Raw genomic sequence first — 12,634 nt, 5'->3', positions numbered from 1 at the left:
CGTGGCCGACACACCACAGAAGACCACCCGCATCCGCAGCACGAACTGGATCGGCGGCACACTCAGCTGGTTCTGGCTCTTCATCGTGATCCTGCCGATCTACTGGATCGTCATCACGAGCATCAAGAGCCAGTCCGAGTACTTCGTCACCAACCCGTTCGTGCCATCGTCCGAGCCGACGCTCGACGCCTACCGGCTCGTGATCGAGTCGGGCTTCATCCGCTACTTCTTCAACAGCGTCATCGTCACGGTCGGCGCGGTCATCCCGGCGGTCCTCGTCTCGTTCATGGCCGCCTTCGCGATCATCCGGAGCCGGCCGCACTGGTTCCTCAAGTCCACGAACGCGGTCCTGCTGATGGGCCTGGCGATCCCGCTGCAGGCGACGATCATCCCGGTGTACCTCATCATCATCCGGCTGCACCTCTACGACACCCTGCTGGCGCTGATCCTGCCGTCGATCGCATTCGCGATCCCGCTCTCGGTCCTCGTCCTGTCCAACTTCATCCGCGACGTGCCCAACGAGCTCTTCGAGTCGATGCGCCTCGACGGCTGCAGCGAGTGGCAGACGCTCTGGCGGCTCGCCCTCCCGCTGACGCGCCCGGCGCTCGTGACGGTGACGATCTACAACGCCCTGCTCATCTGGAACGGCTTCCTGCTCCCGCTCGTGCTCACCCAGAGCCCGAACCTGCGGGTGCTGCCGCTCGCGCTGTGGACCTTCCAGGGCCAGTACGGCATCAACGTGCCGGCCATTCTCGCCGCCGTGCTGCTCACCGCGCTGCCGATTCTCGCGCTCTACGTCGTCGGACGCCGTCAGCTGCTGAGCGGCCTGACAGCCGGCTTCACCAAGTAGGGGGAAGCCGGCCGCCACGGTCTGGTCGCGTGGGGCCGGCCGTCCCTGACTCGCCCAGCGGGTCAGGGACGCTCGAGGATCCGGGCGATGGCGGCATACCCTTTGGCGCGGGCGTGCTCGAGCGCGGTGACCCCGTCCTTGTCGGCGATGGACCGGTCGGCGCCGGCGTCGAGCAGGATGCGCACGATCTGCTGGTGGCGCTCACCGCCGTCGCCGAGGATGACGGCCTCGAGCAGAGCGGTCCAGCCGAGGTCGTTGACGTGGTCGACGTCGATGCCGGTCGTGACGACGCGGCGCACGTAGTCCACGTGGCCGCGCTCGCTCGCGGGGATGACGGAGACACCGCCGAAGCGGTTGCGGATGGTCAGGTCGGGTCCCGCGGGCAGGAGCGCCTCGAGCATCGGGACGCTGCCGGTGACGCCGGTGACGAGCCACGGCGTGTCGTGGCGGTCGTCCAGGGCGTCTGGGTCGGCACCCATCGCGACGAGCACCCGTGCGGCGTCGACGTGGTCGCCGGTGGCCGCGAGCAGCAGCGCGGTGCGCTGCTTCGCGTCCCGCGTCTCGAGACCCGCACCCGCGCGCAGGGCCAGAGCCACTCCGTCGGCGTCGCCGCTCGACGCGGCCGCGAGGAGGGCGGCGTCCGGGTCCTTGACGGGGTCGGTGGTGGTCGCTGTCACGAGGACTCCTGTCAGTCGGTCGAACCCGCGTTCGCGGGCCATCTGGAGCGGGGTGAGGCCCTCGTCGCGCGAGGGTCGGGTGAGCTCGGCACCGCCGGCCACGAGGAGGCGGACCGTGTCGACGTAGGTCGTGGTGTCGCGCCCGAGCCAGACGGCCTCGTGGACCGCCTGGTAGCCGATCCGGTTGACGTGGTCGCGGTCGATGCCGGCCCGGAGCAGCGCACCGACGACGAGACCGTGCCCGCGCTCGGCCGCACGGATGAGGCCGGTGCCGTTCCAGCTGTCCTTGTCGTCGACCCGGGCGCCGTGCGCGAGCGCCAGCCGGAGCAGCCCGAGGCGGCCCTCGCTCGTGGCGATGAGGTACGCCGACTGCTGGGTGTCGTCCTTGGCGTTGACGTCCGCGCCCCGCGCGACGAGGGCCGTGGCGCGCGGCAGGTCGTCGTCCCACGCGGCGGCCCGCAGGTCGGCGTCGAGCAGCGCCCGATCGGCCGCCGACGGCGTCACCGTCTCCTCGTCGAGTGGCCTCGTCGCCGCGCCGGTCGCGGTGGCCGGTGCTGCTGCTGGGGTCACCGTGGTCGCGGGGCCACTCGAGGTGCAGGCGACGAGGGTGGTGAGCGCGAGCCCGGCGAGGGCCGCCACCGCTGCCGTCCCCCTGCTGCCTCGTCCCATGGTGCTCATCGTGCCAGCGGGTCGGTGACGACCTCGTAGGGTCCGGACGCCACCGGCTCGTCGAACTTGCTGTCGACGTAGAGCGTGCGGCCGTGCAGCACCTTCGCCGTCGTCAGCACGCGGGCCGGGTCGGTGGCCTGCTGCGAGACGAGCCGTGCGCTGCGTCCGTCGGCGGTCAGCTCGAGCGTGGCGAGCATCCGGGCGACGTTGCGCACTACGGTCAGGCGCGAGCCCTGCCGCACGAGCCCGTCGGCGTCGGTGAGGGCGGCGCCGCCGGTGTCCACGGACGTCGCGGCCCCGGTCGCGAGGTCGAAGCGCCAGAGCAGCCCGGCGTTGCCCTGGGCGACGACGAGGGCGGAGCGGTCGGCACTGACGACGACGCCGCCGAGGTTGAAGCCGGGCCGCTGCTCGATCGTGCCCGTCGCGTCGGCCCACTGCGTCACGGACCAGTCGCCACCGTCGCGGGCGACCCGGTAGACCTGCGGCGCGTTGGAGTTCGTGAAGTAGGCGGCGCCGTCCGGCCCGATGGCGACGTCGTTGAGGAAGACGTTCCCGTCCGGTGCCCGGAGGGCCGCGAGCAGCTCGCCGTCGGGCGAGTACACCCAGAGGTCGGGTCGTCCGGTGCCGATGCCGTTGGGCCCGCCGGCGACGTAGACGCGCCCGCCGGCGTCGGTCGTGACGCCACGCGCCGTGAAGCGACCGTCGGTCCCGTCGCCACCGAGCCACTGCTCGGTCTGCGCGACCCCCGCCGATCCGCGGTGGATCTCCCCGCCCGTCGTCTCGCTGACGTAGAAGAGGCCCCGGCGCTCGTCGGCGCCGATGCCCTCGAACTTCGAGCCGCCGGTGTCACCCGTCAGCAGGTAGGTCCCCGGTCGGCCGCGGTCAGACGGCTGTGCCTGGGCCTGAGCGGGGAGCAGCAGGGGCGCGGCGGCGAGGACGGTGAGGACCGTGAGGACTGTGGGGGTGCGCGTCATGGTGGTCTCCGATGGGGATCGCGGTGGGGTCGGTGCAGTCCCACCACCGTCGCGGGCGCACCCCGTCCACCGCGTCGGGCGACCGGCCACTCCCGGATAGCCGATCGGATGATGCCGACGCGCCCTCGACGTCCCTAGGCTGCCGGTCATGGAGGAGGGCATCCTCGCGCCGGTGGCGCGACTCGACCGGTGGCTCGACGCCGTCCTCGTCGCGCTCCTCGTGACGTGCTCGGTGCGCTATCTCCTGCGCCACGACCTCGACGGCACGGCGGTGCTCGTCCTCGCGGGTGCGGCCGTCCTCGGCGCCGCCTACCTCACCCGTCGGCTCGTCGCCGGCCACGCCGCCTGGCCCTACGTGTGGATCACGGTCGTCGTCGTCCTGTGGGTGGCCCTCAGCCTCGTCGCCCCGTCCTTCGCGTGGACGGCGGTGCCGGTGGCCTTCGCCGTGCTCCAGGTCCTTCCCTTCGCGTATGCCGTCACGGTCGTCGTCGTCATGACCACGGTCGTCAGCGTGGCGTGGAGTCGCATCATCGACGAGCTGGACCCGACGGTCGTCGTCGGGCCCGTCGGCATCGCGCTCGTCACCGTGCTGTCGTACCGCGCACTGGAGCGCGAGGCGCGCACCCGACAGACCCTCATCGACGAGCTCACCGATGCACAGGCCGATCTCGCTGCGGCCCAACGCCGCTCGGGCGCCCTCGCCGAGCGGACCAGGCTGTCGCGGGAGATCCACGACTCCGTGGGCCAAGGCCTCTCGAGCATCACGCTGCTCCTCAGCGCGGCTGAGCAGGACTGGGACCGCAGGCCCGCCGCCGCCCGCGAGCACGTCGCCACCGCCGGCGTCGCGGCGCGTGAGGGGCTCGACGAGGTGCGCCGCGTGGTGCGCGACCTCGCCCCGGCCGGCCTCGAGGACGACGCGACCGGCGACGCCCTGACGGCGGCCCTCGAGCGGGTCGCCGGCGGGACCCACGGGCTCGACGTGCAGGTCCGGGTCCACGGTGCCCCCGTCGCCGTGGACCCCGCTGTCGCGAGCGCGCTCGTCCGGTCGGCGCGGGGAGCCGTGGCCAACGTCGTCGAGCACGCCGACGCCACCCGGGCCGTCGTCAGCCTCACCTTCCTCTCGGACGAGGTGCGCCTCGACGTCCGCGACGACGGGCACGGCTTCGACCCGGCCCGCCGCCCGGGAGCGCGCGGAAACCGCGGACACGGGCTGGACGGCATACGCGAACGGGCGTCGGGCCTGGGCGGCAGCGCCGCCGTCGAGAGCGCCCCGGGTGAGGGCACGACCGTGACGGTGCGCTTCCCCCTCGTGGTGGAGGAACCCCGTGGCTGACAGCGGCTCCGACGTCGTGCGCGTCGTCCTCGTCGACGACCACCCCGTCGTGCGCGCGGGCCTGCGCGCGCTCGTCGACGGGCAGGAGGGCATCGCCGTCGTCGGTGAGGCGAGCGACCTGGCGAGCGCCGTGCGGGTCGTCGCGGCGGAACGCCCCGACGTGGTCCTCATGGACCTGGGCCTCGGCGACGGGCCGGGCGGGGCGGAGGTGACCGCTCGGCTGCGAGCCCTGCCGCACCCGCCGCACGTGCTGGTGCTGACGACCTACGACACCGAGGCCGACATCCTGCGGGCGCTCGACGCAGGCGCCCTCGGCTACCTCCTCAAGGACGCTCCGCCCGACCGGCTCTTCGCGGGCATCCGCGCCACCGCACGCGGCGAGACGGTGCTCGCGCCTTCGGTGGCGGCGCGGCTCGTCCGGCGCACCGCCTCACCCGGTCCGGTCGTCACGGAGCGGGAGGTGGAGGTGCTCGAGCTGCTCGCCCGGGGGCTCGGCAACCGCGACATGGCGCGCGAGCTCCTCGTCTCGGAGGCGACCGTGAAGTCGCACCTCTCGCACGTCTACACCAAGCTCGGCGTCGACACCCGAGCCGGCGCGGTCGCGGCGGCGTTCGAGCGCCGCATCATCCGGCCAGGCGGATGATGCGGCGCGCTCGAGGGGTCTGCCGGTGACGGTCTGACGCGACCTCGGTCAGAGGCGCATCGACGCGCCGACCTTCTCGGTCTGCTCGTCGACCGCGCCGCCCAGCCCGTCCTGCGCCGCGACGTCCTCGGCCACGACCGGGTCGGCGACGGGGTCGGTCTGGACCATCTCGCCGACGCCCTCGCCGGGCGCGGTCTCCTGCACCGTGAGCGAGAAGTCGTCACCGTGCTCGCTGACGCCCGCGACGACGGCGTGCTCGACGGCCGCGACGGCATACTGGCGCCGGACGACCTGCGGGTCGCGCGACAGGTCCTTCACGAGCGCGACGGCCAACCCGACCATGATCACGAGGAAGGGCAGGGCCGCGACGATCGTGACGTTCTGCAGGCCCGACAAGGCGTCCTCGCCGCCGATGAGCAGCATGGTCGCGGCGACGGCACCCGTGGCCGCGCCCCAGAAGACCACGGTCTTCTTCGACGGCTCGAGCGTGCCCTTCTCCGAGAGCGTGCCCATGACGATCGACGCGGCGTCGGCACCCGACACGAAGAAGATCGCGACGAGGAGCATGACGACGACCGCGGTCACGGTCGGCCAGGGAAGGTTGCCGAGCATCGCGAAGAGCGAGCCCTCGGGCGAGGCCTGCCCGGCGATGTCCTGGCCGTTCTGCTGCTGGTCGATGCCCGCGCCGCCGAAGATGGCGAACCAGATGAGCGAGACGACGGACGGCACGAGCAGCACGCCGGAGACGAACTGGCGGATCGTGCGGCCACGCGAGATGCGCGCGATGAACATGCCGACGAACGGCGTCCAGCTGACCCACCAGGCCCAGTAGAAGATCGTCCAGCCCGCGAGCCAGTCCTTCATGCCGTCGCCACCCGCGGCGTCGGTGCGGGCCGACATCATCGCGAGGTCCTTGAAGTAGGAGCCGATGGTCGTCGGCACGAGGTTGAGGATGAAGACCGTCGGGCCGACGACGAAGACGAAGAAGGCGAGAGCCAGGGCGAGCACCATGTTGATGTTCGAGAGCCACTGGATGCCCTTCTCGATGCCGGAGACGGCCGAGAGGATGAAGCAGACGGTCAGGACGGCGATGATGCCGATGAGCACGCCGTTGCCGACCGTGCCGATGCCGCCGACGATCTCGAGGCCGGAGCCGATCTGGAGGGCGCCGAGGCCGAGCGAGGTCGCGGAGCCGAAGAGCGTCGCGAAGATCGCGAAGATGTCGATGACGCGGCCGGCCGGGCCGTTCGCACGCTTCTCGCCGAAGAGCGGGGCGAAGGCCGAGCTGATGAGCAGCGAGCGGCCCTTGCGGAACACGCCGTACGCGACGGCGAGACCGACGACCGCGTAGATGGCCCACGGGTGCAGCGACCAGTGGAACATCGTCGTGGCCATCGCGGTCTGCACGGCCTCGGGGTTGCCCTTGGCACCGGTGCCGGGCGGCGGGGTCACGAGGTGGGTGAGCGGCTCGGTGACGCCGTAGAACATCAGGCCGATGCCCATGCCGGCGGAGAACATCATCGCCACCCACGACGACGTGCGGAACTCGGGGGCCTCGCCGTCACCGCCGAGGGGGATGTTGCCGTACTTGCTCGCGGCCAGCCAGATGACGAAGACGACGAAGCCGGAGGCGACGAGCGAGAAGAGCCAGCCGGTGTTGTGGACGACGAAGTCGAGGCCGGCGGTGGCGCTCGCGCTGAGGCTCTCGGTGTCGAGGGCGCCCCACAGCACGAACGCGATGGCGACAGCCGCCGCGACGCCGAAGACGACCGTGTCGACCCGGGAGGGTGCGGCCTCCTCGTGGTTCACGGGTGGCGGTTCGAGCGCCGGGTGCAGCGCGTCGTCGGGACTCTTGGTCAGTTCACTCATACGTCATGGACGGCACCCCGACGAGGTGCCGTCTGTCTCCTCACAGTTACGTGTCACAGATGTCTCGAAGAAGCGTCCACTGTGTCGAAGATGGGGGGACGAGCGCAAAGCGAGCGCGGTCCAGGGACGTGGCAGACGGCATACGCAGGCGGGAATCCCCATGTGTGCCAAAGGTTCCCGAAGTGCCGGACGCGCAGGAGTGACATGGGCCACGACCACGGAGAAGGGCCGCGAACCCGGCAGGTTCGCGGCCCTTCGACGGTCGTGTCAGCGACTGGCGCCGACGAGCTCGGGCTCGTGACGGCGGGCGTCCGGGACCTGGTCGTCCAGGACATCGTCGTCGTGGTCGAGCATGCTCGCCTCGTCGAAGCGGTCCTGGCCGGAGAGGACGCGCGACGCCTTGTCGCGGTCGATCTCGCCGACCCAGGTGCCGATGAGGACGGTCGCGATGGCGTTGCCGGCGAAGTTCGTCAGCGCGCGGGCCTCGCTCATGAGGCGGTCGATGCCGACGATGAAGCCGACACCGGGCACGAGGTCGGGGCGGTGCGACTGGAGGCCACCGGCGAGGGTCGCCAGACCGGCGCCGCTGACGCCCGCAGCGCCCTTGCTGGCGATGATCATGAAGACGAGGAGCGAGATCTGCTCGCCGATGCTGAACGGCTTGTCCATGGCCTCGGCGATGAAGAGGCTCGCCATCGTCAGGTAGATCGCGGTGCCGTCGAGGTTGAAGGAGTAGCCGGTCGGCACGGTGATGCCGACGACCGGGCGGGAGACGCCGAGGTGCTCCATCTTGGCGATGAGGCGCGGCAGGGCCGACTCCGACGACGACGTCGACAGGATGAGGAGGAACTCGCGGCCGAGGTAGCGGAAGAGCGAGAAGACGTTCATCCCCGTGACGACCTTGAGGATGCTGCCGAGGAAGGCGAAGACGAAGATCGCGCACGTCGCGTAGAAGGCGACCATGAGCAGGCCCAGGCTCTTGAGCGAGCCGATGCCGGTGGCACCGACGAGGGCGGCCATCGCGCCGAACGCGCCGATCGGGGCGGCCCACATGATCATCGCCATGAGGCGGAAGACGAGGCGCTCGAGGTACTTGATGGCATGGAGGATCGGCTCACCGGTCTTGCCCATCTGCTGGAGTGCGAAGCCGACGAGGAGCGCGATGAGCAGTGCCTGGAGCACCGAGCCCGACGTCAGCGCGGAGACCAGCGTGTCGGGGATGAGGCCGAGGAGGAAGTCGACCGTGCCCTCCGACTCGGCGGCGATCTGCGACTGCCCGGACTCCGCGACCGCGGCCGTCAGGTTGAGGCTGTCGCCCGGCTTGATGATGTTGCCGACGACGAGGCCGATCGCGAGGGCCACCGTCGACATCGTGATGAAGTAGCCGAGGGCGAGACCGCCGACCTTGCCGACCTGGGCGGCCTTCCGGACCGAGCCGATGCCGAGGACGATGGTGCAGAAGATGATCGGCGTGATCATCATCTTGATGAGGTTGACGAAGCCGGTGCCGAGGGGCTTGAGGCTCTTGCCCACCTCGGGGAAGGCCCATCCCACGAGGATGCCCGCCACCATGGCGACGATGACGGCGATGTAGAGGAAATGGGTGCGGTCGCGCTTGGGTGCCGAGCCCGGCTGGGCGTCGACGGCGCTGTCGGCGGTGGAACTCACGGTGACCTCCGTTGGCTGGGTCCCACGCTGGGCGCGGGACCGGTGAATGTGACGAGGCTGCCGTGGCCAGTGACTAGGGTCACCTTTGTGTTCATTGAGTTCTCGCGGCCCGAGGTATGCCGTTGAGCTCGCTCTCGTCGACCGCCACCCGGGTGCTCGGTGCACCCGGTCGCTGGAGCGTCGCGGGGCAGACCTTCGCGCTGCAGGTGCTCATCGCCGTGCTCGTCGTCGCCGCCGGGCTCGCCGGGGTGTACGGCCAGGCGCAGCGGGCCGGTGACCAGGAGGCCATCGCCCGCGCCCTCGCGGTGGCCGAGACGATGGCCGCGACGCCCGACGTCGTCGCCGGCGTGCAGGGTCCCGACCCGTCGGCCGCGCTCCAGCCCTACGCCGAGCGCGTGCGGGTCGAGTCGGGCACCGATTTCGTCGTCGTCATGAGCCGCGACGCGATCCGCTACACCCATCCCGACCCGACCCAGATCGGGAAGAAGTTCCTCGGCCACACGGAGGCGGCGCTCGCGGGCGGGGTCGTCGAGGAGGACTACACCGGCACCCTCGGGCCGTCGTCGCGGGTCGTGGTCCCCGTGACCGACCAGGGCACGGTCGTGGCGCTCGTCTCCGTCGGCATCCGCAAGTCGGCGGTCGGCGAGCGGGTGCGCGCCCAGCTGCCGGGGCTGCTGCTCGCGGGACTCGTGGCGGCGCTGCTGTCGGGGCTCGGGACGGGTCTGGTGTCCCGCCGCATCCGACGACAGACGCACGGCCTCGGCGAGCAGCAGCTGCGCGAGATGTACGAGTACTACGACGCCGTCCTCCACGCCGTCACCGAGGGCCTCATCATCACCGATCTCGACGGCCGGCTCCGGCTCGCGAACGACGAGGCGACCCGGCTCCTCGCCCTGCCCGCCGACGCCGTGGGTCGACCGGTCGCCGAGCTGGGACTGACGCCGGCCCTGACGGCCGCGCTCACCGACGACGCCGCCCACGAGGACGAGCTGCACGTGACGTCGGCCCGGGTGCTCGTGCTCAACCGCGGCCCGGCGCGCTGGCAGGGGCGCCTGCTCGGCCACGTCGCGACCCTGCGCGACCGCACCGACCTCGAGGCCCTGACGGGCGAGCTCGACTCGGCCCGCGGCCTCACCGAGGCGCTCCGGTCGCAGGCGCACGAGTCGGCCAACCGGCTCCACACCATCGTCAGCCTCATCGAGCTCGGGCACACCGACCGCGCGCTGGACTTCGCCACGGACGAGCTGCAGGTCTCGCAGCTGCTCACCGACCGCGTCGTCGGCTCGGTCGACGAGCCGGCGCTCACGGCGCTGCTGCTCGGCAAGGCGGCCGAGGCGCACGAGCGCGGCATCGCCTTCGAGATCGAGCCGGGGGCGCACTGGCCGCGCGACGTCGCGCCGACCCGGGACGTCGTGACCATCGCCGGCAACCTCATCGACAACGCCCTCGATGCCGTGGCCGGCGAGCCCGGGACCCCCCGGCCGGAGCGGCACGTGCGCTTCGACTCCCGGGTCGAGGACGCGTATGCCGTCCTCGAGGTCTCCGACGACGGGCCGGGCCTGCCGCCGGGTGCGGTCGACGACGCCTTCCGGCGCGGCTGGTCGACGAAGGAGCAGGGCAGCGCCGGGCGCCGCGGCATCGGGCTGGCCCTCGTGGGGCAGACCGTCGACCGGCTCGGGGGGACGCTCGAGGTGTCGGGTCCGCCGGGGGCGACGTTCACGGTGCGGCTGCCGGCGGGTGGTGGCGATGACTGAGCCACCGGTGTCCGCGGTGCTGCGGGTCCTCGTCGTCGAGGACGAGCCGATCGCGGCCGAGGCCCACACGGCATACGTCGGCCGCGTCGACGGCTTCGAGGTCGTCGCGACCGTAGGCACGTCCCAGGCGGCGCTGAAGACCTTGCAGGACAAGGAGATCGACGTCGTCCTGCTCGACATGAACCTCCCCGACCGGCACGGTCTCGACGTCGTGCGCGCCATGCGTGCCGCCGGCCACCGCGCCGACGTCATCGCGGTCACGTCGGCGCGGGACCTCGACGTCGTCCGCGCCGCCGTGTCGCTCGGGATCGTGCAGTACCTCCTCAAGCCCTTCGTCTTCGCGACGCTGCGCGAGCGGCTGCTCGCCTACCGCGCCTACCGCGACCAGGTGACGAGCGGCGCGGAGATCGGCACGCAGGCCGAGGTCGACGAGGTCTTCGCCGGCGCGCGCGTGGCGACCGAGGCGCGGCTGCCCAAGGGGATGGGCGAGGAGCTGCTCGCTCGCGTCTCACGCCTGTTGCGCGACGCCGACACGGGCCGCTCGGCGACCGAGCTCGGAGAGGAGCTCGGCGTCAGCCGGGTCACCGCGCGCCGCTACGCCGAGTACCTCTGTGAGACCAGGGTCGCCGTGCGACGGTCGAGGTATGCCGGCGCGGGACGTCCCGAGGTCGAGTACCTCTGGGCGCGGTGACCACTCAGGCCTTCGCGGGCGTCCGACGGCCGATGTGGTGGTCGAGGTCATGGGGGTCACGCCAGGAAGCCCGCCGTCGGTGGGTCTTGGTACTTTTCGACACGTGACGACGTCTACCGGGGCAGGACGGACGGCGGCCCGCGACGACATCGAGCGGGCCCACCTCGTCGACCCCACCGACCACACGTGGTCGATCGCCCGCGCCTCCGTCTCCCCGGACCTCACCGACCTCGCCCGCCGGTTCTGGATCCCGGTGTGGGACGTGCCGGAAGGACGCGACTCGGTGCAGCGGGTGCTGCAGTACCCCGTGTGCCTCGTCGTCGTCTCCGACACCTACACCCGTTTCTACGGGGTCGTGTCCGGCCTCTCGCACACCATGCTCACCGGGCGCGGCTGGGCGGTCGGTCTCATGCTCCAGCCCGCAGCCGGACACCTCCTGACCCGTGAGCCGGTGCGCCGGATGACCGACCGCTACGTCGACCTGTCGACGGTGACGACGCTCGATGGCCCGGGCCTCACCAGGCGCCTGCGGTCGCTGATGCGACCCGACCCGACGTCGCCCGCGGCGCAGGCGGACGCACGCGAGGTCGTCGAGGACGCCCTGCGGCCGCTGCTGCCCGTCGACGACGAGGGCCTCATCGTCAACGCCATCATCGAGGACGTCGAGACCTCGCCCGAGCTGCTGCGTGTCGACGACCTGTGCGCTCGCTTCGACATCAACGAGCGCACCCTGCAACGCCTGCTGCACAAGCGGATCGGGCTCGGACCCAAGTGGCTCATCCGTCGTCGCCGGCTCCAGGAGGCGGCGGACCGTCTGCGCGACTCCGAGGCCGAGCTGGCCGGCATCGCGGTCGACCTGGGCTACGCCGACCAGGCGCACTTCACCCGTGACTTCCGCAAGGCGACCGGCATGACGCCGGGCGAGTTCGCCGCCCGCTTCCGCTGACGGTTCGCTACGAGTTGTGTTGCGGGACAGTGGATTTCGTGTGGACAAGCCTTGTCGGGTCGTTCGAACACCTGTACGATCAGAGGATGGAGCAGAGCCGGACCGCGCAGCAGATCGAGCAGGACTGGGAGCACGTCGCGTCCCTGGCCGCCGACCTGCACGACGCGCACGCCCGGCTCGTCGACTTCGTCGCGACCGTCCTGTCGGACGGGTCGTGGCAGGCCGCGGGGCTGCGCTCACCCGAGCACTGGCTGATGCTCCGCGCCGGACTGTCCCGCGGCCAGGCGGGCGCGGTGATCCTGCTCGCCCGCCGCGCCCAGGAGCTGCCCGCCACGGCCGCCGCGCTGCGGGAGGGGCGGATCAGCCTCGACCAGGCCGCGGTCGTGGCCCGGCACACCCCGGCCGCGTTCGACGCGACGGCCGCCGAGTTCGCGCAGCACGCGACCGTCACCCAGCTGCAACGCTCCGTCACCCGCTACGACTTCACCCTGCAGCCCGACACCGTCGACGATCGCGGCCGCAGCCTGCCCGGCGAGCTCCAGCCCGAGCAGCACGACCCG

General features: G+C 71.8%; 10 protein-coding genes and 1 pseudogene. 7 read left to right on the top strand and 4 right to left on the bottom strand.

The window, feature by feature from the left end; translation table 11 throughout:
• The first annotated feature begins 1 nt into the window (after nucleotide 1).
• Nucleotides 2-850, top strand: a complete 849-nt coding sequence (locus ASD90_RS02810) for a carbohydrate ABC transporter permease (protein ID WP_056751359.1) — start codon at nucleotides 2-4, stop codon at nucleotides 848-850.
• Between the two features lie 62 nt (nucleotides 851-912).
• Here ASD90_RS02810 and ASD90_RS02805 read toward each other — a convergent pair whose 3' ends face one another.
• Both ASD90_RS02805 and ASD90_RS02800 read right to left on the bottom strand, forming a co-directional pair.
• Entirely contained in the window at nucleotides 913-2,196 is a 1,284-nt protein-coding gene (locus ASD90_RS02805; RefSeq protein ID WP_157622952.1) for an ankyrin repeat domain-containing protein, read from the bottom strand.
• 5 nt (nucleotides 2,197-2,201) lie between these two features.
• Nucleotides 2,202-3,170 carry an SMP-30/gluconolactonase/LRE family protein gene (locus ASD90_RS02800; RefSeq protein ID WP_056751356.1) on the bottom strand — a complete coding sequence of 323 codons (969 nt, stop codon included), beginning with the start codon at nucleotides 3,168-3,170 and terminating at the stop codon, nucleotides 2,202-2,204.
• 148 nt (nucleotides 3,171-3,318) lie between these two features.
• Between ASD90_RS02800 and ASD90_RS02795 the strand changes: the two genes are divergently transcribed.
• Both ASD90_RS02795 and ASD90_RS02790 read left to right on the top strand, forming a co-directional pair.
• A complete protein-coding gene (locus ASD90_RS02795; RefSeq protein WP_056751353.1) occupies nucleotides 3,319-4,503 on the top strand; it encodes a sensor histidine kinase in 1,185 nt (394 codons plus the stop codon).
• Nucleotides 4,496-5,146: a response regulator transcription factor gene (locus tag ASD90_RS02790; protein WP_082588437.1), complete on the top strand. Its 651-nt coding sequence runs from the start codon at nucleotides 4,496-4,498 to the stop codon at nucleotides 5,144-5,146. Before ASD90_RS02795 ends, ASD90_RS02790 begins: the two co-directional genes overlap by 8 nt.
• Before the next feature lie 48 nt (nucleotides 5,147-5,194).
• Here ASD90_RS02790 and ASD90_RS02785 read toward each other — a convergent pair whose 3' ends face one another.
• Both ASD90_RS02785 and ASD90_RS02780 read right to left on the bottom strand, forming a co-directional pair.
• Nucleotides 5,195-7,015 (bottom strand): BCCT family transporter, encoded by a 1,821-nt coding sequence (locus ASD90_RS02785; RefSeq protein ID WP_056751351.1) that lies wholly within the window; start codon nucleotides 7,013-7,015, stop codon nucleotides 5,195-5,197.
• A gap of 267 nt (nucleotides 7,016-7,282) precedes the next feature.
• Nucleotides 7,283-8,683, bottom strand: a complete 1,401-nt coding sequence (locus ASD90_RS02780) for a cation:dicarboxylate symporter family transporter (protein ID WP_056751348.1) — start codon at nucleotides 8,681-8,683, stop codon at nucleotides 7,283-7,285.
• A 122-nt stretch (nucleotides 8,684-8,805) separates the two neighbouring features.
• Between ASD90_RS02780 and ASD90_RS02775 the strand changes: the two genes are divergently transcribed.
• The 4 genes and pseudogenes from ASD90_RS02775 to ASD90_RS24155 all read left to right on the top strand — a co-directional run.
• Nucleotides 8,806-10,437 carry a sensor histidine kinase gene (locus tag ASD90_RS02775; protein WP_235506360.1) on the top strand — a complete coding sequence of 544 codons (1,632 nt, stop codon included), beginning with the start codon at nucleotides 8,806-8,808 and terminating at the stop codon, nucleotides 10,435-10,437.
• Nucleotides 10,430-11,128, top strand: a complete 699-nt coding sequence (locus tag ASD90_RS02770; RefSeq protein WP_056754286.1) for a response regulator — start codon at nucleotides 10,430-10,432, stop codon at nucleotides 11,126-11,128. Before ASD90_RS02775 ends, ASD90_RS02770 begins: the two co-directional genes overlap by 8 nt.
• A gap of 103 nt (nucleotides 11,129-11,231) precedes the next feature.
• A complete protein-coding gene (locus ASD90_RS02765; protein ID WP_056751342.1) occupies nucleotides 11,232-12,074 on the top strand; it encodes an AraC family transcriptional regulator in 843 nt (280 codons plus the stop codon).
• 86 nt (nucleotides 12,075-12,160) lie between these two features.
• Nucleotides 12,161-12,634, top strand: a pseudogene (locus ASD90_RS24155) (DUF222 domain-containing protein); the annotation flags it as partial.

The sequence above is a fragment of the Terrabacter sp. Root181 genome, assembly GCF_001428505.1.
Taxonomy (GTDB): Bacteria; Actinomycetota; Actinomycetes; order Actinomycetales; family Dermatophilaceae; genus Terrabacter.
This window is presented reverse-complemented; position numbering and strand designations above follow the sequence as displayed.